Source organism: Paraconexibacter sp. AEG42_29 (genome assembly GCF_040581415.1).
GTDB lineage: Bacteria > Actinomycetota > Thermoleophilia > Solirubrobacterales > Solirubrobacteraceae > Paraconexibacter.
Genome location: NZ_CP114014.1, coordinates 2,992,763 through 3,016,187 on the forward strand (window position 1 = coordinate 2,992,763; position 23,425 = coordinate 3,016,187).

The 23,425-nt window shown below is 71.4% G+C and carries 26 protein-coding genes; 15 read left to right on the forward strand and 11 right to left on the reverse strand.

What is annotated here, in order from left to right; genetic code table 11:
- Positions 1 to 96: 96 nt before the first annotated feature.
- A complete protein-coding gene (locus DSM112329_RS14610) occupies positions 97 to 525 on the forward strand; it encodes a hypothetical protein (protein WP_354697283.1) in 429 nt (142 codons plus the stop codon).
- Positions 526 to 630: 105 nt separating this feature from the next.
- On the forward strand, positions 631 to 1,581 hold the full coding sequence (locus DSM112329_RS14615; RefSeq protein ID WP_354697284.1) for a hypothetical protein: 951 nt from the start codon (positions 631 to 633) through the stop codon (positions 1,579 to 1,581).
- 991 nt (positions 1,582 to 2,572) lie between these two features.
- Here DSM112329_RS14615 and DSM112329_RS14620 read toward each other — a convergent pair.
- Together DSM112329_RS14620 and DSM112329_RS14625 are read right to left on the reverse strand one after the other, a co-directional pair.
- Positions 2,573 to 2,899, reverse strand: a complete 327-nt coding sequence (locus DSM112329_RS14620) for a hypothetical protein (protein ID WP_354697285.1) — start codon at positions 2,897 to 2,899, stop codon at positions 2,573 to 2,575.
- Positions 2,900 to 3,478: 579 nt separating this feature from the next.
- Positions 3,479 to 3,874 (reverse strand): hypothetical protein, encoded by a 396-nt coding sequence (locus tag DSM112329_RS14625; RefSeq protein WP_354697286.1) that lies wholly within the window; start codon positions 3,872 to 3,874, stop codon positions 3,479 to 3,481.
- Positions 3,875 to 4,138: 264 nt separating this feature from the next.
- Here DSM112329_RS14625 and DSM112329_RS14630 point away from each other — a divergent pair, with 264 nt between their 5' ends.
- Complete coding sequence (locus DSM112329_RS14630) at positions 4,139 to 4,678, forward strand: hypothetical protein (protein WP_354697287.1); 540 nt, start codon at positions 4,139 to 4,141, stop codon at positions 4,676 to 4,678.
- Between the two features lie 75 nt (positions 4,679 to 4,753).
- The gene (locus tag DSM112329_RS14635; RefSeq protein ID WP_354697288.1) at positions 4,754 to 5,188 is read left to right on the forward strand and encodes a hypothetical protein; all 435 of its coding nucleotides are present in this window, start codon (positions 4,754 to 4,756) and stop codon (positions 5,186 to 5,188) included.
- Positions 5,189 to 5,275: 87 nt separating this feature from the next.
- Here the strand turns inward: DSM112329_RS14635 and DSM112329_RS14640 are convergent, their stop codons facing one another.
- The gene (locus tag DSM112329_RS14640; protein ID WP_354697289.1) at positions 5,276 to 5,785 is read right to left on the reverse strand and encodes a hypothetical protein; all 510 of its coding nucleotides are present in this window, start codon (positions 5,783 to 5,785) and stop codon (positions 5,276 to 5,278) included.
- Positions 5,786 to 5,934: 149 nt separating this feature from the next.
- Here DSM112329_RS14640 and DSM112329_RS14645 point away from each other — a divergent pair, with 149 nt between their 5' ends.
- The 6 genes from DSM112329_RS14645 to DSM112329_RS14670 all read left to right on the forward strand — a co-directional run bounded on the left by DSM112329_RS14645 (position 5,935) and on the right by DSM112329_RS14670 (position 10,544).
- A complete protein-coding gene (locus tag DSM112329_RS14645; RefSeq protein WP_354697290.1) occupies positions 5,935 to 6,768 on the forward strand; it encodes a DUF1963 domain-containing protein in 834 nt (277 codons plus the stop codon).
- A 368-nt stretch (positions 6,769 to 7,136) separates the two neighbouring features.
- Positions 7,137 to 7,376, forward strand: a complete 240-nt coding sequence (locus DSM112329_RS14650) for a hypothetical protein (protein ID WP_354697291.1) — start codon at positions 7,137 to 7,139, stop codon at positions 7,374 to 7,376.
- Between the two features lie 453 nt (positions 7,377 to 7,829).
- Complete coding sequence (locus DSM112329_RS14655) at positions 7,830 to 8,222, forward strand: DUF4232 domain-containing protein (RefSeq protein WP_354702483.1); 393 nt, start codon at positions 7,830 to 7,832, stop codon at positions 8,220 to 8,222.
- 111 nt (positions 8,223 to 8,333) lie between these two features.
- Positions 8,334 to 8,702, forward strand: a complete 369-nt coding sequence (locus DSM112329_RS14660; protein ID WP_354697292.1) for a hypothetical protein — start codon at positions 8,334 to 8,336, stop codon at positions 8,700 to 8,702.
- 352 nt (positions 8,703 to 9,054) lie between these two features.
- Positions 9,055 to 9,615, forward strand: a complete 561-nt coding sequence (locus DSM112329_RS14665; RefSeq protein WP_354697293.1) for a sigma-70 family RNA polymerase sigma factor — start codon at positions 9,055 to 9,057, stop codon at positions 9,613 to 9,615.
- 53 nt (positions 9,616 to 9,668) lie between these two features.
- Positions 9,669 to 10,544, forward strand: a complete 876-nt coding sequence (locus tag DSM112329_RS14670; protein WP_354697294.1) for a hypothetical protein — start codon at positions 9,669 to 9,671, stop codon at positions 10,542 to 10,544.
- 220 nt (positions 10,545 to 10,764) lie between these two features.
- Here DSM112329_RS14670 and DSM112329_RS14675 read toward each other — a convergent pair whose 3' ends face one another.
- The gene (locus DSM112329_RS14675; RefSeq protein WP_354697295.1) at positions 10,765 to 12,984 is read right to left on the reverse strand and encodes a delta-60 repeat domain-containing protein; all 2,220 of its coding nucleotides are present in this window, start codon (positions 12,982 to 12,984) and stop codon (positions 10,765 to 10,767) included.
- Positions 12,985 to 13,302: 318 nt separating this feature from the next.
- On the opposite strand from DSM112329_RS14675, the gene DSM112329_RS14680 reads away from it, so the two are divergent.
- Complete coding sequence (locus DSM112329_RS14680; RefSeq protein ID WP_354697296.1) at positions 13,303 to 13,653, forward strand: GntR family transcriptional regulator; 351 nt, start codon at positions 13,303 to 13,305, stop codon at positions 13,651 to 13,653.
- Between the two features lie 169 nt (positions 13,654 to 13,822).
- Here the strand turns inward: DSM112329_RS14680 and DSM112329_RS14685 are convergent, their stop codons facing one another.
- The 3 genes from DSM112329_RS14685 to DSM112329_RS14695 form a co-directional block, all read right to left on the reverse strand.
- On the reverse strand, positions 13,823 to 14,230 hold the full coding sequence (locus DSM112329_RS14685) for a hypothetical protein (protein ID WP_354697297.1): 408 nt from the start codon (positions 14,228 to 14,230) through the stop codon (positions 13,823 to 13,825).
- Between the two features lie 144 nt (positions 14,231 to 14,374).
- Entirely contained in the window at positions 14,375 to 14,743 is a 369-nt protein-coding gene (locus DSM112329_RS14690; RefSeq protein ID WP_354697298.1) for a hypothetical protein, read from the reverse strand.
- A 209-nt stretch (positions 14,744 to 14,952) separates the two neighbouring features.
- Positions 14,953 to 15,285, reverse strand: coding sequence for a hypothetical protein (locus DSM112329_RS14695; RefSeq protein ID WP_354697299.1), 333 nt, complete (start codon positions 15,283 to 15,285; stop codon positions 14,953 to 14,955).
- 671 nt (positions 15,286 to 15,956) lie between these two features.
- On the opposite strand from DSM112329_RS14695, the gene DSM112329_RS14700 reads away from it, so the two are divergent.
- The 3 genes from DSM112329_RS14700 to DSM112329_RS14710 all read left to right on the forward strand — a co-directional run bounded on the left by DSM112329_RS14700 (position 15,957) and on the right by DSM112329_RS14710 (position 18,054).
- Positions 15,957 to 16,499: an RNA polymerase sigma factor gene (locus DSM112329_RS14700; protein WP_354697300.1), complete on the forward strand. Its 543-nt coding sequence runs from the start codon at positions 15,957 to 15,959 to the stop codon at positions 16,497 to 16,499.
- Entirely contained in the window at positions 16,496 to 17,458 is a 963-nt protein-coding gene (locus DSM112329_RS14705) for a hypothetical protein (protein ID WP_354697301.1), read from the forward strand. Before DSM112329_RS14700 ends, DSM112329_RS14705 begins: the two co-directional genes overlap by 4 nt.
- A 92-nt stretch (positions 17,459 to 17,550) precedes the next feature.
- Complete coding sequence (locus tag DSM112329_RS14710; RefSeq protein WP_354697302.1) at positions 17,551 to 18,054, forward strand: hypothetical protein; 504 nt, start codon at positions 17,551 to 17,553, stop codon at positions 18,052 to 18,054.
- Positions 18,055 to 18,149: 95 nt separating this feature from the next.
- On the opposite strand, the gene DSM112329_RS14715 is transcribed toward DSM112329_RS14710, so the two are convergent.
- Positions 18,150 to 18,710: a hypothetical protein gene (locus DSM112329_RS14715; protein WP_354697303.1), complete on the reverse strand. Its 561-nt coding sequence runs from the start codon at positions 18,708 to 18,710 to the stop codon at positions 18,150 to 18,152.
- 273 nt (positions 18,711 to 18,983) lie between these two features.
- Between DSM112329_RS14715 and DSM112329_RS14720 the strand changes: the two genes are divergently transcribed.
- Entirely contained in the window at positions 18,984 to 20,024 is a 1,041-nt protein-coding gene (locus tag DSM112329_RS14720; RefSeq protein WP_354697304.1) for a hypothetical protein, read from the forward strand.
- Between the two features lie 74 nt (positions 20,025 to 20,098).
- On the opposite strand, the gene DSM112329_RS14725 is transcribed toward DSM112329_RS14720, so the two are convergent.
- The 3 genes from DSM112329_RS14725 to DSM112329_RS14735 are packed head-to-tail and all read right to left on the reverse strand — an operon-like array spanning position 20,099 to position 23,128.
- On the reverse strand, positions 20,099 to 21,370 hold the full coding sequence (locus tag DSM112329_RS14725; RefSeq protein WP_354697305.1) for a hypothetical protein: 1,272 nt from the start codon (positions 21,368 to 21,370) through the stop codon (positions 20,099 to 20,101).
- Positions 21,367 to 22,593 carry a hypothetical protein gene (locus tag DSM112329_RS14730; RefSeq protein ID WP_354697306.1) on the reverse strand — a complete coding sequence of 409 codons (1,227 nt, stop codon included), beginning with the start codon at positions 22,591 to 22,593 and terminating at the stop codon, positions 21,367 to 21,369. Before DSM112329_RS14730 ends, DSM112329_RS14725 begins: the two co-directional genes overlap by 4 nt.
- Positions 22,586 to 23,128 (reverse strand): sigma-70 family RNA polymerase sigma factor, encoded by a 543-nt coding sequence (locus DSM112329_RS14735; protein WP_354697307.1) that lies wholly within the window; start codon positions 23,126 to 23,128, stop codon positions 22,586 to 22,588. The genes DSM112329_RS14730 and DSM112329_RS14735 overlap by 8 nt, the downstream gene beginning before the upstream one ends.
- Positions 23,129 to 23,425: the final 297 nt, after the last annotated feature.

Here is a 23,425-nt window from a genome sequence, read left to right on the forward strand (position 1 = left end):
AGGTTCGCATCCTGGCGGTCGGTCGGGCCGTCCGTTCGCCCGGCCGCCCTCTGTGGCTGACAGCTCGCGTCGTTCGCGGGTGCGATGCTGCCTTACGTGCGCGACTGCCTCGGGCGAAAGCTGCCGGACGGCGTGCTGATTACGTTTCGCCGCGATGTCCTCGCCGAAAGTCTGTGGGAGTACGGCGAGGTCGCGCTAGCCGAGCGTGCGCTGCACCTCAACGACGCTGAGCTCTACGAAGTCGAACTCCTCACGGTCTGGCACCACCTCAACGATGTCGAGCCAGACGCCGGTCCGAAGCTGCAGAACGGGCGCGTGATGGCGCGCGCAGCGATCGAGTTCCTCGAAGGGCAGCCGCGTGACACAACCCGGCAACGTCGCAGGACGCGTCCGAATGACGAGCGCTACGACACGATCTGGGCCTCCCGGCCCAACTCGGCCGAGGAGCAACGCGCACCGCACGAGCCTCCGCCCCAGCGAGCCGCGCACCGCCGACCCCGCCGCTGGCAACGCTATAAGCCGTAGCCCAACCGCAGCTATCGTTCCGGGGATCCGGTCGCGTGACCCCGCTTTACCCAGGTCCCGCAGACCGGCGGACCGCGTCGATCGGGCCGCTACAGTCCGGACGCCGTGAGCGTCCCTCGAGCGATGACCGCGATCGCCGTGCTGACGGCCGTAACCGCGACGGCCTCAGGATGCGGCGACTCGCCCGCCCCACTGCCGACGGGGCACGCGTTCAAGCTCGACTCGCAGCGGCCGACACCAGACGCGGGCCGCCGTGACATGTTCGCCTTCAGGCGATTCGCCATCCGCCGGTTCGCCGACACCGAGATCTGGACCGCTCGCCTCCGCGGGCCCGGCCGACAGCAGGTCCAGCTGCGGCGCATCCGCGCAAGTGAGTCATCCGGGCCGTCACCTCTGCTCTCTCCCGACCGCAGATATCTCATCAGCACACGCGGCGCCGAAGGAAGCGAGCGCTACTTCATCGATGACCTGCAGACCCGGACATCGCGGCCGCTCACCGGCCGCAAGGTGACCGGATGGGCACCCGACGGACACCACGTCACCGTCACGACGACCGGACCCCAAGGACCGGGGATCTACGCCCTGAACATCACCTCGCGAGAACTCAGCCCGCTCCTGACCGGCATCAGGCACCCCTCGCCCGCGCACTGGGCGCCCGACGGAACCCGGCTACTGGCCTACGACGGTGAGCTGATCGAACTCGACCTCCGCACGGGCCGGGCACGACGCCTCGCCCTGGCGCACAGCGTCGATGCCGCCGGCGCCGCCTACTCGCCGTCGGGCCGACGCATCGTCTACGCAACAGACGATGACAAGAACGGCGACATCTCCGAGAACGAAAGCGACCCCTACACCGCCCGGGAGCTGCACATAGCCGACACCGACGGCCGCAACGATCAGCGACTCACGCGCTCCCTCGACGACGACGAAGACCCGATCTATCTCACCGAGCACACGGTCGTGACCCGGACGTCGTACGCCGTCCTCGCCGTCGACACCCGGACCCGCCGGGTGAGAACGATCGCCCGAGTTAGTTACCTCCCTAGATCGCGTTGAGAACGACACACCACGCGGGACTGGACGGCTCGTCTGGCCTCTCGTCGAGGAACGGTGGCGTCCACCTGGCTTGCGCTCGCCCGCCGAGCAGCACGAGCAGCCGCCTGCGCGACGAACCTCCGCGACGTCTTTCCCACGCGCGAGCTTTGCCAGTCGCCTGGCGCGTCGCGAGCGGCTACCAGTGCGCGGTCTGCGAGCGTCGTGCCCTGGGCCTGCCCATAACCTTGCCTCATGTCCTCGTCCCGCGGCGCCGATCGTGTCCGTCACGCAACGGCCTGTCTGCGCGCGCGACCGTCTGGACCGACGTACTTCCGGACGGCGGTCGCCGGGCTGTTAGCCGCGATTGCGGGCTCGTCGCTCGCTTGCGGCAACGAGGACCTGGCGCAGAGCGCACGCGGCACAGATGGCCCGCCGCTGCTCGTCGACGCCGCTGCTGGGCGCCTCGGAACGCTCAGGATCGGAAGTGCTCGCTCATCGGTGGACGCGGTGTTCGGGTCACACCGGCGACAGCGAGTGGACGATGAGGGCTATCACCTCGGGCGCCCGGGTACGTACCGCAATCCGCCGAGGTGCAGCGCGGGTCGATACACCGTTGCGGACGTCGTGCACGCCGGAGCCAAGGTCAGCTACTGCAATCAGCGCGTGTACGTGATCGCTGTCACAAGTCGCGGGACGAGGACAACGCGAGGCGCCCGGATTGGTCAGTCACTGGACGAGGCGGCAACCCGGTACCCAAGCCTCACGTGCTCGTCCGCGGTCCGGGGCGACCCTGCGGTACCGGTGTACCGCTACTGCACAGGCGAGGTGGTCCCCGGCACCTACCTCTGGTTCGGTCAAGACCCCGTGAGCACCATCGCTCTATCGAGCGTGCCACTGCAATAGCCGGAGCTCACCCGGGGTCGCGCGAGCAGGCCGGTCGCCGGCAGACTGCCACCGAGACCGAGTCCCGCGGGGCCAGGCGATATCGGCGTGGCTCCGGGAGAACCATGAGTCATTCCGGAGCACAGACCTGTAGGCCGAGAGCTCGTGCGGCTCGGTCGCGACGAACCTTGAGAGCGAGCAGGCGGCGGCGCGCCTCAGTAGCCGCAGGAACGTCGTTGCGTTCAACGGCAGCGGCGAACTCGTCGTACCCGGCGCCGAGCCGATCGTAGATGCCGAGAAGGGTAAGCGCCATCGGCTTGGTCCCGTCGGGGATCCGCACGGCCCGCAGCGCCGCATTGCCGGTCCGGTACTCCTGAGCGTAGACACGGAACCCCCGCCCCATGCGCGCATCGTCTTCGGCGGCGATGGCTTCGTCGATCTCGCGATCCAGCGGCACAAGGTCCGCGGTCTGCGTTCTGCAGAGGCGATCGATCTGCGCGACGTATTGTGCTCGCGTCCGCGGGGCTGGCAGCGTCGCAGATGACGGCGCGGCACTCGTCGGCAGGGGCTCACCGTTGCGACCGCTCGCAGACCCACAGCCCACGAGTAGCCCGCTCAGACCGGCCACGACCAACAGGCTCGGCAGCACCCTCGCGGCACGCCCCTGGATCGAGCGTGTCGTCGGATTCGATGTGCCTGCTGTCAGACATGTCCACGTCACACACCGATTCTCGCAGGGCATGCCCCGGCGCCGGCAATGCCAAGTCGACGCGCGCGTCGACGTCGACGCCGTCCTCGTCCTGCCCGCGAGCCGCCTGCAGATCCAGCAACCCTCGGCCGGTAGCTCGCGCGGATATCCGGCGGTGCCGCCGACAGCATGGGTCGCGCTTCATGACGATCTCGGTGACGACGCCTCGAGCGTCGTCGTGTGCATCGACCCCGAGCCACCAGGTAGCGACGTCCTCCGCCGAGCAGGCGCAGCTGAGCCGTGACTGCCCGGGTCTGCACGTGTCGTCATCAGGTCCATGACGCGCTGCTACGCCCACGCCCAAGTCATCCGCCACTCGTTTCCGGTCCGGCGGAGGCCGCAGCTTCCGTCTTTGGTCACGGCGTGCGCGGTCTGCTGCGCATCGTCGACGTCGACTGATCGGATATCGAAGTAGCGCGCGGGGAAGCTCTCAAGGCAGCGTTCCTGGATGTGACGGGCGAGCTCGGGGTGAGGTTCCACGATGCGCTCGGCGCTCGGACGGAACGACGCTGTGCGCGCGGTGGCGTCCGCGACCTCGCCTAGGTCGTCCGCGTTGTAATTGCCGCCGATGATGTTCGTCGGCCGCAGGTGAAAGTCGCTCGCCATCAACGCGCAGGCGGCAGGGATGTCGGCGTCGAGAAGCAACGCCCGGTAGAAGCCAGCCACGACATCGCGTGCGGTCACGCTCGAATGGTAGTCCTCCGGACGCCCGCGGCCACCGGCCAGTGCCTTCGGCCAACAGCCCGCCGGCCGCGACGTCCCGCGCGGTGTGTCGGCGGTCAGCGGGATCAGATGTCGGAGCTGGCCGTACGCGCGGCAAGGGTGCAGAGTCCGGCGTCGCTGAGCAGACTCAGCCTGACCGCCAGCATCTGCCACGCCGATTCGCGCACTAAGGCCTCGGGACGGCAACCGGATGCGGGGCAGCGGTCCGCAGTTAGGGTCGCGGGTATGCGACCGCTCGACGCTGAGACCCGGCTCATCACGATGCTCGCCGACGCCGGGGTCACCGTCACCGATGGACGCGGCGCAGGCGAGAACGCGCCCGCTGCCTGGCAGGCATTCTGCGAGCTTGCCCACGAGCCCGCCGATGAGCCCTTCCGTGACGGTGAGCGGACGTACCGGGTGTCGGACGACGAGGACTGCGACCTGCTCCTGCACGAGAGCTTCGCCGGAGACGAGAACGACTACGTGATCGCCTTCACACGTCAGTTCTCGCTCGAGGGTAAAGACGGAGAGTACGTCGGGATGAGAGCCCTCACCCTCCAGCTGCAGTTCGCTGAGCTGCCCGCCGGGCGCGTCCCGAAAGCGCAGCGCTGGGGGTATGCCGGGCGACGACGCGAGGGAGTCAGCGACTCCGAACACAGCGAGATCAGCAACTGGGCCGGCTACGTGGACAACTGGAAGGCCGCGGTCGAACGCTCAAACTCGTTCCGGGTGATGGACGACCTCCAGGTCCAGGGGTTCACGATCTCGCAGGGCGACATCTGACCGCGCCGCCATCCTCACCCGCACCTTTGTTCTTTTCCGGGTCTCGACGAGCCCCCTGGCGACTACGGTGCCCGCATGGATGGAGACACGCCGCCACCTCGGGAGGAACGGATCGCCCCAGACCGAGCTGATCCGGTTGCGTGGTGCGGTTACGCCGAGGAGAGCGCCCTTGTCCTGCTCGTCGCGACGACCTCCCATTTGGACACCGCCCTCGGCTGCCTCGTCCGAGAGAACAAGGAAGCCATCCACATTGCGCTGTTCGAGGTCTGGCCCGCGCCCGACCCGCACGCTGACTGGATCAAGCAGACCCGCAGCATCGGCGCTGACACGCTTGTGCGCGTCCGCCTCGGGGCACCGGTCGCAGGGCGCCGCGTGATCGACCTGACCACAGGCCAGCAGCACACCCGGATTGCGCCGGCCGGGGCTGTCGTTGAGGCGTTGCGCGTGGCTGACGACTACGGCTGCGCCGCAGTTCTGGCGGCGTTCAGCCGACATCCGCCGTCCGCTTAGCTGCGCCACTCGGCACGGTCGCGAGCGCAGTCCGTCATCAACCGCAGATCAGCGCCCAAAGCCTCGGCTCGGTAGGGAGCCGCCGGCTCAGTCACGACGGTCGACGCCGCGACGCTTGAGAGCTCGACCGGCCGCGGCGTCCATCACCGTCACGACGGCGAGCGCCGAGAGCGCGAGGCCGACGACCACCGTCGGAAGCGCGACCAGTTGACGATTGTCCACGCCACCGTAGACCGATGCTCCGTAGCCCCGAAGCACATACACAACGTCGACCGTGGCCACGTGTCGTCCCAGAAGCAGCGCCGCCATCGCGATGACGATGCTGGTGCATGCAGCTGCAGTCCGCCGCAGCCGTGTCCGCACCGACACGCCGGTGAGCGCGAGCGCTGCCGCGCACACGAGCATCACCCCGGCGAGAGCGCTGTGCTCCCATAGCGAGGTCGACGGATCAGGCGGCGTCACGCCATCAGCGGCCTCCCCCACCACGCTGCGGACCAACGCGCCGCCGTTCCCATCGTTGAACCACTCAAGCCACGGAGCCGCGGCAAGCCCGACAGCGGCGGCAAGGCGCACCCCGTGATCGACGCGTCGCAGCATCGAAACAAGCGTCGCAGGTCCTGGCCGAAGCCCGGACGATCCGCCCTCACGACCTGTCCTGTGGGCGCACCTCCCTCGGACGCGCGAACGCTCCAGGCCCCGCGCAGGTGAGAGTTCCCTGCGCCCGCAATCCGCCCTACGCTTGCGCGATGATGATCGATCGTCATGCCGTGGCCGCGGCTGCCGTGGCCCACGGGCTGTCCGACATCGCAACGCAGGTCAGCGATCTGGCCCGCATGTCGTGGCGCGTTTCCGTGCAGCCATCGGCGGGACACCAGTTTGCGCCCGGTGACGCCAAGGCAGGCGGCGTGCCAGATCTCGCCCCAGGCGAGAGCTGGCCACTCAACCGCGCTGGTCAGCCGCTGGTGTTCCTTGCGCAGTACAGGCCAGCCACACTGCCGCCGATCGATCAGGCCGGCCAAGCCTGGGGCCACCGCGGGGAACTCATCCGCATCTTCGCCGACATCGCCGCCGAGCCGGTGGAGCCCGCGCGAGCGATCGCGCTCTCCACGGCGGCGACCGCGCTCGCCCCGGGCGCCCACCCGGAGTTTCCACCAAACGATGTGGGCGCCGAGTTTCCGCTGGCCCCGGCACATCTTGCGTTCCTCCCATGCCTGACGGTGCCTGCGGTCCACCCCACCCTCCGTGACCTAGACAGCCACTGGATGGACCCCCGCTCAGAGCAGTACGACCTGTTCCGCGCGGCCCTGCAGCCGCACCGCTTCGACAGTCAAATCCTCGGCTGGCCCGAGGACGGCCACGAGGACACCATGGCCGTCGGCCCATGCGTCGAGGACGGCTACTCCACCTCGGAGTGGACGACCCAGCCCTCCGACTGGCGACTGCTTCTGCTCCTGCGCTATCACCTCAGCAACGACGAACCATACGACGACGTCGACGAGTTCTTCGCCGTCACGATTCGTGCGACGGATCTCGCCGACGGCCGCTACGACCGCCTGGCCTGTGACGTGATGTTCGGCTGACGCCGACTCCGCCTCGGCACGCGCGGCGTACCGGCCGGAGCGCAGCTGCAGCAGACGGGCAGTCCACCTGGGCCGGCCAGGCGCGGACCGGCGGCATGTCGACGACAGGGGCGGCGCAACACCCCTCGCGCACTGGGGTAGGGAAGATGATGCCGCCCGTTTGCCGCCTGCGTTCGTGACTAGCCTGCGCGATCACGATCGGCGCTCTCGCTCTTGCCGGTTGCGGCGACCAACGCGACGCGGGCAACGCTCGCGCCTTCCAGGCGGGTCAGCGGGCGCTTGATCGTCTGGATCCGGTGCCTGCCGCCGTACGACTGAAACCTGACGAGCGGTCCGTCCTGGGGGACGACGGTGCGCCAGGCGAGACGGTGCAAGGCGCAACGCGCCGCTGGCGGCTCACGCGCACGACGCAGACCAACCGCATAGTCATCGCCCACTACAGCGCGCAGGTACGGCGCCTGGGCTACCTGCGCGGGACCCGGCCTGGCGACTCGAGCTCCTCGCATCGCAGCTGGTTCCGGGGCGATGCGTGCATCCGCGTGCTCATCACCACCGACCGGCTGATCATCCTGACCGCGGAGGAGGAGTGCGCCGGCGGCAGGCCCTGAGCCCGTGGAGCTCCCGCTTACCACCGCAGGGCTCGCGTGCTGGCGAGCGTCCGCCCCCACGCCGGCCGACCTGCGTCGCGGCTCCACCACATTCCCTCCGGGATCAGTTCAGCGACGGCGCCTGTCGCGCCGCAGAGGCGCGGAGCTGGAGTCCCTCCTAAAGACCGGACGCCAGCGACCAGGCGAAGGTCTGGGCTTGAGCGGTCACTCGCGAGAAGCCAGACGCCTCTCAGGTCGCGCCGCGCTCGGCTTCACCGGCGCGTCGAAGTCCGGGATGATCGGCAGATCGCGCGCCGAGTTCATCGCCTAGGCCGGATCACGGCCGCCGTGGCTGTTGCCGTGGGGCTCGCGGCCGGCGGGTGCGGTAGGAGTGACCGGCCGGCGGCAAAGACCCGGCAGTCGAACGTCGGTACCTCGACGGCGACGTGCGCGTGGGAGGTCGTGTACACCGGCATGGGCTCTGCGGCAGGCACTCGCAGCGCCACCTTGGAGATCGAAAACGGCTCCTCCGTTCCCTGCCGACTTTCGGGCCGACCGACCGTGCAGCTGCTCAACGTGCACGGCCGCGTCATGCCGGCCGCTCAGCGTCTTGACCGCAGCGGGGCGTTCGGCCGTATCCGCCCCCTGGCCGGCGGCACCGTGCCACCTGGTGGACATGCGATGTTCGTGGTCACCATCGAGAACGACCCCGCGTTTCGGGGGGCTCCTTGGCCCGCCGTCCTCGTGGCTCTCCCTGGAACCCGCCAAGCGATTCGCGTTCCGCTCAGCGCGCGCGGGACCGATCGGGTTTTTGACCCGAGCCCGGATGCCGGATTCTCCGTCACACGGATCGGACGCCTCCCCTGAGTGATGCCGAGGGACAGGTGTTGGCACGGGCAGCGCGCTGCCGACGCGTGCCGTGCGCTGCCCAGCTCGCGGGCCATTGACGAACCGCATCGCGCTGGCCAGGATGGGCCGGTGGCCGGGGCCAACACCATGCGCGAGGCGCGCGCGGCGACGCACACCGCGGCCGCAGGGCTCGCGGCGTTCATCGCGCTCGCGGCCGTGTCCCTCCTGAGCGCCGCAAGCGCGCACTCGTCGTGCACGAACGCGCCGCCGCCGGTGATGCGGCCGGTGGCCGGAACGCCCCGAGCCGACCTGTGCGGCGTCATCGATTCCGGCAGGTACCTCCTGCTCCCGGTCATCGCGCCGCTCGTCGTTTTCGGCGTGACGCTGCTCGTTACCCGCTCACGCCGGGTGGCGATGCTCGCGTGGGCCCTCTGTGCCGGCGTGTCCGTCGCGATAGCTCTCGCAGCGGGGACGCTCGAGCACGCTGTCACCGTGTGAGCCGGCCTCCCCGCCGACGGTCTGAACGACCTGCGCGAGGACACGACGGACCGATCTGATGCTCCTGTCTGGTCGCGTTTCACGGTGCCTTCGGGGCGTGCCGTTCCGTCATCGTCGACGTCTACAGACATTCCCGCGAGCGGCCGTCGGCGTTCGGCTTCCAGCGCACCCCGACGGCCGGCGGCGTCGCCTTGACCAGCTTCGCCGTCGGATCACGGCCCGGCACCCGCGGGCAGCCCCGGAAGCTCACCTCTGGTCCGCGCGTCCGGGTTCTCGCCGAGGACGGTCATCGTGTGACGGGAGGCTCATGGGAGTGCTGTCACAACTCAAGGCGCCCGTTCCATACTGAGTCATGCCGCGTCTGTCGCTGACCGCCGAAGTGCTCGGGGAAGTCTTCTCCGAGCACGGCGACGCGCTGGTGGCGTACTTCGCTCGACGCACCTTCGACCCCGAAGTGGCGTTTGACCTGACGGCCGAGACCTTCGCCGAGGCCGTCGCGTGTCGGCATCGCTTCAGGGGAGAGCACATCGACCAGGTCATCGCGTGGATCTACGGGATAGCCGCCAACCAGCTGCGCACGTTCGTCAGGCGCGGGCACATCGAGCGACGCGCGCTGCGGCGGCTCGGACTGGAGCGACCGTCGCTGACCGACAGCGACCTAGAGCGCATCGAGCGCGACGCCGGACTGCAGGATCTGCGGGAGGTGATCGCGGCATCGCTGGCCCAACTGCCGCTGCATCATCGTGAGGCTGTGCGCCTGCGCGTGCTCGAGGACCGCAGCTACGCCGACACGGCCGCCGCACTGCAGATCTCTGAGCAGACCGCGCGGGCGCACGTCTCGCGGGGCCTGCGCCGTTTGGCCAAGGTCGTGCCCGCCGCGACCCTCACCCACCTCAACGAGGGACGTTCATGAGCCCAACGCCGTCCGACCCGATACAGCGCCTAGTCCGCGACCTGCAGCACGAGATGCGGAAGCAAGACGCTCGCGCCGCCCGGCGATGGCGCCGCCGCCGAGGCGCACCCCTCCTGGCGGCCGCCGCCAGCCTCCTAGTCGCCGGCGGCGCCATCGCGGCCGTCGCCGCCGGCGTCCTCGACACCGGTGCGCCCGTCCCAGGCACCCCGCAGGGCAGCTCCATCACCCGCGGACAGGTCAAGCCCGGCACCGCGCTCGTGCTGCCGCTGCGTGTCGCTGACCCCGACGGCGGCCCCCCGTGGGGGATCGCCGTCTACGACACCGAGAACTCGCTGCGGCCCGGCGCCCGCCCTGCGAGCTTCCGCTGCCTGCGCACAGGACGGGTACAAGCCGGACGCCTGGGCGTCGTCGGGCGCGACGGCGTCTTCGGCAACGACGGCAAGTTTCACCCCGTCGCCGACGAGACCGCTCTGGGCGGCGGATGCAGCCGGATCATCGGCGGACAGACCCTGAACGTCAGCGGGGGCGGACCCCCGGTGCCCGCTAGTGGCTACACGGGCTCGCCCGGAACCGCGATCGGCGGCTGCCTCAAGCACCCGGTCCTCAGCTCCGCCTCCGCGATCACCAAGCGCCGGCTCGGCGGCCGGCCGCTCTGTGACCCGGCCGGCGGACGTCTGGTGCGCGCCGGCCTCGCCGGCCCCCTGGCGACCCGCGTCACGCTGAGCAACGACCGGGTACGACGGACCATGACCCCCGGCCCGGGCGGCGCATACCTCTTCGTCCTGAAGCCCGGGACCGCCGGCGTGCAACCACTGCAGCTGACCGCCACCTACCGCGACGGCACCGTCTGCAGCGAACCGCTGCACATGACCCGCCGCGGCCACAACCCGACCCTCGATCCCAACTGCCTCCCTGTCCCAGGATTCTGATCCGGACGCCCGGCGTTCGCGTCGTCAAGCGTGTGAGGATCAATCCTGCGCGCCGCACCAACGCCGCACAGCGCCCCACCCCTGCCGGTGCGGAGTCGGTTGCGTCATGCACGTGCGCAGGCGCAGCTCTCGGCCGATCCCCAGCGCGGGACCCGCATCCAATCGGCGGCGCGGGGCGAGCGCCGCAACGCCGCTCGCACCCCTTTCTAGCGGCGGCCTCCTATGGCGCGTCGATGGTGCCGGCGAACGTCAACGGAGCGGTCGCGATGAACGACGACGGCTGCCGACGCGACCCGACGGCGAACCACCGGTCGGCGCTGACCGGCAGAGCGAGGTCGAGCGCGGTGAGCTGCGCCGTGCGGGCGGGGACGGCGGCGCCGGAGCCGGTGGAAAGCGCGGGTAGGTCACGCGCGAGCCTGCTGCCGCGAAGTAGCAGCGCCGGCCCCGCCCGCTGCAGACGCATGCCGTTGTAATCGATGGCGCGGCGGCCTTGAATGGATGCCGGCGTCCAGGTGCGGTCCGGGGCACCGGTACGCGGGTCGATGGCGAGCAGGCCAAGGCGCGGTTGGGAGAACAGGCCGGCGAGAAACAGGCGCCGCCCGTCGGTGGCAAGCGACTGGACTGGCCCGTTGACGTGCGGGTCAAAGGCCGCGTCCGGTCGGCCGGTGACTGGATCGATCTTGACGACGGCGAGGTTCGCGGGCTGGCGGCCCCGCGTGCGCACGAAGCTGCCCGCGACGTAGACGCTGCCGTTCACCACCGCGATATCGGAGATGTGACTGCCTCCTGCGGAGGGGTACGGCTGAGGCAGCTCGACGACGCGGCCGGTGACGCGGTCGATGGAGACCAGCTGCGACTGGGTGCCGGGCCTGGTGAGGGTGACGTTCTTGCGCAGGACGATGATGCGGTCTTGTGCGGCGGCGAGCTTGACCTGGGCGAAGCGGCCGTAAGCCGCCGGGTAGCGGGGGTTTCGGGCTGGCGGAGCCAAGCGCACCTGCCGGCGGACCCGGCCGGTCACCGGGTCGATCGCCCGGACCTCGCGGGTCGAGGCCGCCCAGAGCACACCGTGGTCAGCGAGAAGCGCTTCGGTCTGCATGTCGCTGCCCAGCGACGGAACCGGTCCGCGCGGCGCACCGGTGAGCGCGTCAAAGCGGGCAACTGCGGCGGCTTTCGGCGTCGCGGACCAGAACGAGCCGCCGGCAAGCAGCCCGCCGTCAAGGGGGACGAGCGCGTTGACCGGCAGGTTCGGCTGCGCGGCCGGGCCGGTCGCCGCGCACGTCTCGGGATCAACGGCCTGCAGCAGGCCGGTGCGGTCAGGGGCGCCGTACGGTGCGGCACGCTCACCGGCGAGCCACAGCCGTCCCCCGCGCAGTGCGGCGTCGTAGACCGCCAGCCCATCGACCGGAGAGCCGGGTAGCTGGCAGTTAAAGCGCCGGTCGATGCGCCCTGAGGCACGATCGATCACCACCGCGCCGTCCGACCGCAGCCCGGGTACCCGGTGGGTGATCACCGCGACATTCGCTGCTCGCACCCGTGCTGACGCGCGCCGCAGACGGGTCCGCTGACTGGCGGTAGGCCGGAACGGGTCGCGGGCACCAGTGCGCCGGTGGCGAGCCCGGGCGGCGCGGACGTCGATGTTCGCGGCGCGTGCCTCGGCGATCGCCGCCCGGTAGCGGCGACGTGCGCTCAGCAGCGCTCGGTCCTGGGCCGCCGTCCGGGGAATCGCCGCTGCCACAGCACCGGCCACCAGCAGCTGGCGCCCCCCGAGCGGCAACAGCTCATCAACACGGCCACGGACCGTGCCGACGGCAGCGACCCGGCCCGTCCTGAGGTCCACCGAGCGCAGCGTGTTCGCACCAGCAGACCCGCTGCTGTGGCCGCCGACCCAGAGCCGGCCAGCGACGACCCGCAGCGCCGCGACCCGCCCGGTCACAAGGCGCCGAGGCGTGCCGCCCCGGATCGGGACGGCGAGCAGCCCGCGAGCCGCACGCACACGCCCCGGTCGAGGCAGTGGATCCGGCTGGCTGGTCGCTCCCGCGTAGAGCGTGCTGGCCGTCACGGCGAGCTCCGTCACGAACGTCTGCCGCGGCAGATACGCGCGCCGCAGCCGGCCGGTGCGCGCGTCGTAGGCGACCAACCCGCGGCCGGCCGCGTAGACACGTCCACCCCGCACGCGCACCGCGCCGACAAACCCGCGGGCGCGGGGCCGAAACCGCTCGTCCAGCGAGCCGTCCCGGCGCAGATGCGCAAGGTGCGGACGCCGAACACCGCCGACATGCTGAAAGTCCCCGCCGATGTACACCCCGCCGCGACCGTCCGGGGCTGCGTCCGAGATCTGGCCGTCCACCCGCGCCGCGAGCGGGGTGACTGCGCCGCCGGGGCCGACGGTCAGGCCGCTGCCGGTGTACGTGCCGTACCAGCCGATCCCCGCCGCGAACACGTCGCGCCCGACACGCGCGAGTGACAGCGCTGGGGCACCGGTCGCCGTGAGCTGCGCGCGCGGCCCAGCAGCTACCGGGGACGCCCCTGCTCGCGGCGCTGGCTCAGCACGGTCGTTCCCCCCATCCTGTCCGGTGATCACGCCGGCCCCGGCCGCGCCGAGCGCAAGCACCGCGACCGCTCCGAGGATCAATGCTCGGCGGCGCCGCGCTTGCTGCCGGCGCCGGGCTTCAGCGATGATCGCGTCCTGCGGGTCGGGAGCAGTGGACCGGCTATCGGTAGCAATCATCGACACGATGGAACTACTATCACTAGGACCATGCTCGCCGTCAAGCTCGATCGCAGTGCCGGGGCCGCTGAGCTGCACGAGCAAGTCGCCGCGGAGATTCGCCGGGCGATCGCCGAGGGCGAAGCACACCCGGGCGACCGGCTGCCGCCCGCCGTCGACCTGGCCGCCGTCGCTGGCGTCAACAAGAACACGGTCCTGCGTGCTCTGCACCTGCTCCGTGACGAGGGCCTGCTCGAGTTCCGCCGCGGACGCGGCGTGACCGTCGTCGGCGAGCCCGAACGCGGCGCCGTCATCCAGCGCGCCAGGGACCTCGTGGCGTTCGCACGTCAACAGGGGTACGCCAAAGACGAACTGCTTGCGATCATCGCCCGTGTGGACTGACAAGCGCGGCTGGAAGGGCGGATCCGTCCCGTGTCTCCCGATCTGCGCAGACAAGCGCAGCAGGAACGCCGGGCAGCACGCCCTGCCGTAGCACCGGAGCCGGCAACCCGCCCGTCCGCGGTTGCAGCAGCCTCCGCCTGCGTCGTGCGGCGTGGTCGGGTGTCGGGGGCTACTCCCAGGTGTTGCCGGCGCTGCGGTACCACGTCAGGACGGCATCGTGGCCAATGGTGAGCGTGAGGACGCGCGCCGCTGCTGGCGGCGCCGGTGTCAGGCTCCACTGAGCGTCGCGTTCGGTGCCCGACCCGCCAGCACGCTTGCTGTCCCAGCGGTAGGCGGTGTTGCAGTCGTCCGTCAGCGACCCGTCGATGTCGTTGAGGAACGCAGCCGGCTCTGCCGGGGGATCACCACACGGTCGACCCGCCTGATCACGGCGAGCTCCCCACGCGCGAAAGCTCGCATCCCACGCCGACAGACGGCGGGCGAACTCGTCGTCATCGACGATCTCAAGCCGCACCTCCACGCGGTTAGGGCGTGCGGCTTCGACGATCTCCCGAACGATGACCGTGAGCCCGTTCAAGCAGACCTCTCGTTGATCAGACACGCACGGGCCACACTACCCGCGGCCCCGTTCGTACTGTCCGGCGAGCGCTCTTCAGAGCCAGGTCAACGCGTCTACGCCGACGTGTGCACCGGCGCCGCCCCGAGGAGGCCCAGGGTGCGCTCAGTCGCGCATGTCGTACACCGCACGGGACCCGCGGTCGGTCAGCCCCGGCTGGGCGAACGGTGCAAGCGTCCCCGCCACAGCGACCGCCACAGTCGCGGCAGCGAGCGTGCGGCCAGCGCGCGTGCGCGGCCCTGCGCGCCGCGCCGCAAGCGTCGCAAGGACGACGCCCCCAAGCAACGCTGAGAAGCCCTGCAGCACCAGCAGCAACTGGTGTTCTCGCGGATGCTCGTAGACGAGCACATCGGGGCAGACACCACTGACGTTCGGCGGCAGCCCGCACGGACCAGGAGACGTGGTGACGTGCACGGCGACGGCCAGCCGCCAGCCGCCGACGAGCAGCGCCGCCGCCGCAAGCGCCCAGAGCACTGCGCGCCAGCGGCTCCGTGTCCGCGGAAGGTCAGGCTCCGCCCAGTGCGTCCTCACCCGCAGGTCCATCCCCGGTGCGTGAGGGGCGTGACGCTACGGGAGCTGAAGCTGGACGTCGTCATGCGACAGCCCGCGGATGATCGCGACCGGCTCGCGGGCCTTGTGTCCCCGAGTGCGGGCGAGCGCGGCAGCCCGCGCGGCGCATGCCGTCAAGACTGAGGATTTGCCACCTGACCCACGAGCGAGTCCTGCGCCGCGATGACCGCCGCGGCCACCGCAAGCGCAACGCCGAGCAGCCTCATCTGCAGCCGCCCACGCGTGGTCGCTGCCACCGTGGACGCGAAGAACAACAGCAGACCCGCAGCGGCAGCCAAGGCAGCATCGAGATAGATCCAGACGGGATGACGCGCGATGAACTCAGACGCGAACGTCGCTCGCCGCACGATCAGCACCGACGCCCCGAGCCCGAGGAGCAGCGCGGCAACACCGAGACCGGAGCCACGAACCGTCTGCTGCCGACCGGAAGCGTGGCTGCGTCCCATCCGACGAGGCTACCCGGCACAAGGCCCCAAGCGACGCGCTCGACAGCCTCTACCGCGAAGCAAAGCGGGACTCAAAGCACGGTCGCCACTCGCCCGGGCCGCCGAGATCCCGGCAGGTAGGCCGGGTCCGAGGACTGGGTCCCGGCGGACGGATGCCGGCCGAGCACTCGCGGCTTCTGGCGCCCGCATCCAGTGGCCGCAGGCAGCGTGCCCTACGCGCGGACCTGCGTCAGCGGCCGGCTCTCGCGTCCATGGCCGGTCACACGTTCCGGCCAGGACCGACAGAACACGTGATGGCTCTCCAGACACCATCTGACGAGGCACTCCGCACCCAGGTGCGTGTCGCGCAGAACGCCGAAGTATCCGCGGCCTACGTGGCCACTGACCTGACGATGGAGACGGTCGCCAGCGCTCATCTCAGCGCAGGTCGGACGCTCAGCGCTTCCAGGCCGGGCGGCGCCGTGGCTCTCCGCAGTCGCCCGCAGCGTGCTCTCCGGCGGCTGCCGCGCCGGACAGGCCGACAGCAGCATGCAGATCGGTCTGCCGGGCCGGTCCTTGAGCTTCGGCCAGCGCCCGAACGACCCCGTCTCGCGGCCGATCGGCGGCCGGCCCGGACCAGTCACCGCCGACGGGATGTCACAACTGTCGTCCGCGGCGCATAGTGCTTGGTGATGCGCGGTGACGAAGAGCTTCTGCGTGGTGCCGCCGGCGGTGACGCTGACGCGTTTGCGGAGTTCTACCGGCGGCTGCTTCCCGTGATCGTGACGTACATCCGCCGCCGTGTTGACACCCCTGAGCTTGCGTTCGACGTCACCGCGGAAACGTTCGCCGCCGTCGCTGCGAACGTCGGCGACTTTGACCCGGGCCGCGGGTCGGCCCGCGGATGGGTGTTCGCGATCGCCCAGAACGAGCTGCGGCAAGCGTGGCGGCGCGGACAGGTCGAGGACCGTGCCCGACGCCGGCTGGCCTACGAGCCGATCGAGCTCGACGACGATGCCCTGGACCGGGTCGAGAACCTCGTTGACGACGGCGCGCTCATGGCGGCGCTCGCCGAGCTGCCGCAGAAGGAACGTGCCGCCGTGAGCGCCCATGTCATCGAGGAGCGCGGCTACTCCGAGATCGCGGCGGAGCTGCGCTGCTCGGAGTCCGTTGTGCGCAAGCGCGTCTCGCGTGGACTTCGCCGACTGCGTGATCTTGTGGAGGAGCGTCCATGAAGAAGGACCCGTTTGACCGTCTGGAGGCACAGCTGCGCGGCACGATCGACGGGCGCCGGGATCGCCGGCGCTGGCTGCGCCGCCGCGGCGGCCTGGCGCTTGTTCTTGCTGCCGTGGTCGGCGGCGGCGGGCTTGCGACAGCGAGCGTCCTGCGCGGCGACTCGCAGTCGGACGTTGAGCGGGCTATCCAGGCCGGCCAAGAGGCCACGGTCGACGCAGCTGCGTGCAAGGTCACCGGGCTCGGCCGTCCGAGAGGCTCGGCCATCGCCACGAAACCCGGTTCGGCTGACCCGCGCATCGCCGCGCGCTACCGCATCTTCCGCCGTGCGACACGGCCGGCAGAGCGCCGGGTGGACCTGCGGTTCGCCGCGTTCGGCGGGGCGGTGCTCCGCAACACCGTCCGCATCGCCGTCGCGCACAACGGCGCACGCTTTGAGCTTGCCATCACCGAGGGGCGCCCACGCTTAGGCCGCATCGACGGCGTCGCATGCGGGCAGGCGGCCAGCCGGGCCGCGGTCGCGTCTGTTCCCGCCGCGAACACCCGCCTGCGCGAACGCGTGGCACGGATCATGAACGGCCGTGTTGCAGCCACCCGCCGCGCCAGCGCACCCACCGCGCAGCAGCTGTCGCTGGCCAGCCATTCGCGCTTTAACCGCAGCGGCAGCGCCGGCACCGGGTCCATCACCAACGGACGGCTGCCGGCGATCGGCGGATACCGCACCGACGCCGACGGCCCGAGCCGCTTCAAGGTCCTGTTCGGCCTTGTCCCCGATGAGGTCCGCTCCGTCCAGCTCGTCGACCAGGCCGGCCCCGCGGGTGAGCGCGCGGCAACGGTCACGGTCCCCGTCCGCGACAACGTCTACGACATCCGTGCGCCGCGACGTATGGGACCCACGATGCTGCTGCGCTGGCGCACCGCCGACGGTCACACGGTCCGCGTCCTCCACCCGAGGTTCTGAGCCGACGCTGGCAGCACCGGCGCTGCGTCGACAGCGGGCGACCGAACCCTCCCGCTGGCTGGGAGCCGACCGGTCGCTCTACGCTCTGCACGATGCGACCCGGCCCCGTCTCCCCTCGGCTGCTTGCGGCCGGCGGGCTGGCGCTGGCGATGGCAGGAGGGCTTGCGGCCGTCGCGTCGCTGTGGTCGGCGTGGGCGGTCGACGGGACCGAGCGGCGCTCCGGGTGGTCGTGGATGCAGTACGGCGATGTCCTGCTTCTGAGTGCCGCAGCGACAATCCTGGTGCTCGTGCTCGTGGTCGGCACGGGCGCGGGGCGCGGCCTGATCGGCACCCTCGCGGCGGTCGCTGCGATCCTCCTGATCGCCGCTGCCACCGTCGGCGTCATGGCGGTCGTCGTGCTCACGGAGTACTCCCTCGCGGTCTTCGACGACGACGCAGCCCGTCCCCAGTACCTCGCCGGCCCGGGACCGGGGCGCGCCGGCGTCGGACTTGCCCTGATGCTCGCCGGCGTGCTCACCGCCCTGCTGGCCCGCACCACACGCGAACGCCGCGCCTCGCCCTCCTCATCCAGCGAGGAGCACCCGCCGCCTGCCTAAGTCGCGCGCGTGTGCGCTGCACGGGACGGCGCGCGCACAGGCCCCGGTGGCCGGGGACTACAACGGGCGGCGCGGGTGGGCGCCGCCCGCTGCGTTCAGGCGTCGCTGCTAACGGGATGCAGCTTGGCGCCGTCCTTGCGCAGCGCCCCGTCGGCGACGAGCTTGCGGACAGGGTGGTAGAGGCCGGTGGCGTCGACCCCGAGCTGCGTTCCGAGGTCCTTGACGGTCACGCCCGGAGTCTGCGCAACGAGGTTCTGGATCTGGGCCGCGCGGCCGCCCCGCGGCGCGCGCGAGCCACCCGGCCGCTTGGCCTTCGCCCGCGGCGTGGCCTTGGCGGCCTGCGCGGCGCGCGGCTTCTTGGTCTTCGCGGCGGCCTTCGGACGGTCGTGCGTTGTGGGCGTGTCGCTGGGTGCCGGCACCGCCGCGACGGGCGCAGCAGCTGCGCGCCGTCGGCGAGTTCCGGTGGCGGTGCGCTTACGGCGTGTCTTCTGGGCGGGCTTCTCGTCGGTAGCGTTGCCGGCGGTCTCGGTGGCGCTGAGCCCGCGGCGCTCAAGCTCGGCGACGAGCGCGGCATGCTCGCGCACCAGCGGCTCAAGTTCACGCACGCGCGCGATCAGGTTTTGCTCGGCCTGCTGAAGTGCTTCAAGGACAGTCATGGGGCTGTGGTGCCTCTCTCGGTGAGTCAGGTGACCCATTCAAAATAGACTGGCCGGCCAGCCAGAGACACCACTGCAGTCCTTCGCCCAGGCAGCGCAACGTGCGCCAGCGATGACGTTTGCGAGCGGGCACACAGGAGGTGGCGCCCCCACCAGGTGGACGACGCCGCCCTGCGGCACCGGCCCCGCGCCCCTGGCAGCGCCGGCGTTGACGCCTGCGAGCGGCGTTCGCCACGGCACGGGTCGCCGCGCTAGGAGAGCGGCGACGTCACCATGGTCGAGGTGCTGCGTTCGGAACGCATGAGGTTTGTGATCGTTGCGACGCTCGTCGCAGGCCTTGCCGGGTGCGGCGCGCGCGCTGACACGCCGACCTCGGCGGCAAGCGCCAGAACGACCCAGGAGCGTCGGCCGGCGGCACCGCCGGCCACGGCCGTGCCGCTTCCGCCTGAGGTCCGCAACGCGGAGCTGCTGGTGTCTGCCGCCCGGGCGGACCCGGACAACCCCGACGTCACCTACTCCCGGGTCGAGCTTGTCGGCGCTGACGGCCGTCGCCGGACCGTGTTTCGCGGGGGCTGGGGTGCGCGATGGTCTCCCGACGGTCGTCTGGTCGCACGTTACGAGCGGGGTGGTCACGCAAACAGCTACGGCGGCTACAGCACGAAGCTGGTCAGCTCTCGCCTGGACGGCAGCGGCCGCAAACTGTTCAAACTGCCGCGACGTCGCGGCTCGCCGCTCAGCGTCGAGGGCTTCTCGTGGTTTCCAGACTCGCTGCGCCTCGCGGTCAACGCCGTAGTCAGCGACGGCGAGGAGCCCCCACGCACGGTGCTTGTCGGCGACCGAGACGGGAGCGACCGATCGACGCTGCGGCTTCCGTGCCGTGAGGCCTCCAGCGTCAGCGTGTCGCCCGACGGGAAGCGCATCGCCTACGGCTGTGGCGCCGCGGCTCTCATCGCGAGCGCGAGGGACGACACGCCTCCCTCGGTGGTCCGAGACGCCTCAAGGAGCGAACTGACGCTTAGCCGCGCCGCCACGCTCGCGTGGCGACCGGACGGTCGCCAGATCGCTGTTGACCTCGAGGACCAAGGCCAGCGGGCACGAATCATCTTGGCCCGCACCGGCTCCGGCTCCCGCGTGAGCTCGCCTCCTGTGACGGTCCGTCAGGCCGAAGACCTGAGCTGGTCTCCGAGCGGCCGCTACGTCGCCTACGTCCCGTCCGAGGACGCAGACGCGGTCCTGATCGCGCAGACGGCCGACGGCAAGGTCATTCGGCGCCTCCCGCTAGCGGGCGCAGGCAGCGTATCCTGGCGGCCGTAGGCCCTTGGGGGGGTCGACTTGCGGCCGCCTGCCCATCACCGCACGCGACCGCTTCCATACGGACGACGTGCTGCTCATCGCTGCACGATCCGCTGGACACGGGTGGTTCGGTCCTGGAGGGTCGCGGTGATGGTGACGGTCTCCAGTGGCAACTCTCCGTTGTAGGCGGTGATGAACGTCCCGGTGACGGGGTCGGGCTGCAGCGTGCGCACGTCGCGTGAAGTCGCCACTTCGAGGGTGCGGACGTCGCTGCGGGCCTGCCCGGAGATGAGCGTCGTGCCGGACTGGCTGCGGCGCTGAACGCGGTCGGTCTCCGCGTCGTCGGAGCGGCCCTGGCTTGCGCTGATCGACGCTCTCAGCGGTGCGTCGTCGGTGAGCGGAAAGCGGTCGTTGGGGCAGGTCACCGCGGTGACTCCGGCGCGGAAGACGCCGAGAGCGCGGTCCAGGCTGCCAACGCGGCGGCCGACGACGCGCCTCGGCTGGGCCGGGCACCACACGCCGGCGGTCTTCGCTTTGCTGACGGCGATCCCGAACGGCGGACCGCCGGCCGGATCGGGAGTTCGCGCGGCGATCCGCTCGGTTCCGGGGATCGGGGTCTCTTGGTGGCCGGTGTCGGTGGGGCCGCCGCGCCTGATGCCCGAGAGGTCGCGGTCGATCGATGCCAGCCCTCGGAAGCGCAGCTGCAGGCGCAGGTCGCGCGGTCCGGGGTCCGGGGGTCCGAAGAGCAGGAACGCTCCGCCGCGGACGGTCCCGGTGATCGGCCGGCCGCGGTCGGTGAGCGTGACGTCGGCGGTGGCCGGGCCGGTCCGGCCGAAGGCGACCGTGCGGGCCGCGTCGACCTCACCGTCGGGGGCGGTGCGGATCAGCGAGATCAGGTCGCTCGCGGCATCGCGGCCAGCGAGCCGGCGGGCGGACCCGCAGGTGTGCGGCACGCTGTCCAGTGCCGTCGGCGCGACGGGGGTGAACGCGCCGGTGTCGTTGATCCAGCCAAACCGTCCGTCCACGATGCGGCCCAGATGGGCGCAGCGAAGCCACGCACTGGTGTAGATCGGGGCGCCTGGCGTCTTGACGACGGCGCGGCTCTCCACCAGCCGTACCGCCCAGTCCGGGCGCCCGTCAGGATCCGCGACGCGCAGCGCGATCCGCACCGGGCCGCGCACCTCAAACCGCGGGTCCCCGGGCTGGCGTGCGTGCACGCTGCCGGCGCTGACCGTCAGCGTTGCCGGCTGTCTCAGCGGTGCCGGGGCCTGGTCCTCGCGCAGCGTCAGCGCCAGCAGGGTTCCCAGCAGCAGGCCGGCAAGGACTACCGCGGTGACCGCGCGCCCCGGCCGGATCGGCCCGTTCATGGTGCTCCCTTCCGCAGCTTCGGTGCCGGGATCTGGCCGGCGCCTGGCCGCAGGAGCCGGGTGGGCGCGCCGTCGGCGGGCCGCAACCGGATCCTGACGGAGCCAAGGGCAGTGCGGGCGGGCAGGACCGCGATGTACGTCCCGTCGGCGGCGACCGCGACCTGCTGCGTGCGCCCGTCGCGCAGCAGGCTCACGCGGGCGGGGCGCCGCAGCCAGCCCCAGATCAGCGTGCGGCTCGGAGCGCTGCCCCAGTTCCAGAGGAACAGGTCGCTACCGGTCTGCCCGGTGGTGACCTGACGTGCCGCGACCAGGGCGCCGTCGCGGGTGCGTCTCGTGCAGGCAAACGGCCCAAGCGGCCTCCCTGGCCGGATGCGCACGCCCATCACCCGCACGCAGATCGTGGTCCCGAACGCCGAGGGACGGATCAGGTCGGTGGTCAGCGCCGGCCCGCCCAGCGGGTCGCGGACCACCCCGTCCAGGCGGCCGAACTGCTGCTCCTGCACCGCGCCGCCGGCAAACCGCAGCGTCAGCCGCGGCGCGGCGTCTTCCGGGAAGCCGCGAAGGACCGCGAGGAACCGTCCTGCGGTGTCGACCGCAAGGCGCCGGCGGCCGCCCGCTGTGCGGAGCTCTGCGCTCTCCAAGGCCGGGCCGGCGACCCCGCTGAGGATGCTGCGCACGTCAGCGTGCCGGTCGGCGTCGAAGATCCGCACGCTGAGCAGGCTGGCGCGGTCCCGCACCGGGCTGCCGCACGCGTCCACCAGCCGCTCGGGCAGCAGCCGGAACCGGCCGTCAAGCCCGACGATCCCGAACTCGCCGTCGACGAGCTGCCCGACCGTGCTGCACACCAGCCCGGTCTGGCTCCGCGTCGTGCGCAGCGTCCACCGCGCCCCGCCGCCCGGGTCCGGGGCGCTGACCGCGCTCAAGACGCCCGTCCCCGGGACGGCACGCATCGCCGACGGCACATCGCGGACGGCCGGGGCGGTGATCACCGTCGCCCGCAGCGCGAACAGCGCCGCCGCAGCCGCCGTCGCGCCGAGCCCGAGCGCGATGAGAACAAGGACCGGCAGGCGCCGCAGACGCCACCCACCGAGCCCGACGACCCAGCTGCCGATGCGCTGCAGCACCCCCGGCTTAGGCGGGGCAGCCTCAGCACGGAGGAACGCCGCGTCTAGCGCCTGGCCGAGCTCCCCGAGAATCGGCAGATCGTCGAAGCGCTCAGGCACGGCCCGCTCCCGTCGACGGCGGCCCGGTGTCCAGCTGCCGCTCCAGTGCCCGCAGGCCCCGCGAGACCCGAGCCCGCACCGTCTGCTCCGAGACGCCGGTGCGCTGCGCAACCTCCGGATAGTCGAGCTCATCGACGACGCGCAGCCGTACCGCCTCGCGCTGGTCGGCCGGCAGCGTTGTCATCGCGGCTGCGACCCGGGCGCGCAGCTCGGCCAGGCCGGCGAGCTCCTCGATGCGCTCAAACTCCTCAGGGCGCAGCTCGCGTCGCTCGACCCCCAGGCGCGCGACCGCCCTGCGGTGCACATCCCCGCGCCGATGATGCGTGCCGACCACGTTGCGCGCGATCCCGTACAGCCACCCGACCCGCTCGGCCTCCACGGACCCCCGGAACGTGCGGCGCTGCTCGAACGCAAGGGCGAAGACCTCAGCGACGAGGTCAACCGCGGTCTCCGCGTCAAAGGTGCGGCGCGCGCAGAACCGCAGCACGCCGCGGGCGTGATCTGCATACAGGCGAGAGATGTCCTCGGCGTCCAAAGGCACAGGCAGGCAGCTAGCCTCGCGGACGTCCCGGCGGCCAGGCCCGGGGCGCCCGCGACGCTAGCCGCTCGGATCAGCGGACATGCGGCCTTTGAGCCGTTGTTCACGGTCGATCACCCCCTCCCCCCGCGCCGGTCCCCGGCGATCGCCCGCCGCACACGCCGCGCCGCCGCTCGCCGCCCGCGCCTCGGAAACATCGCGAGCGGCAGTGAAGACCGGCGCCGCCGAGAACACGGTGCGGCAGACGGGGCAGCACGCCGCAGGAACGAGCGTTGGCACGGCATAGGAGCGCGC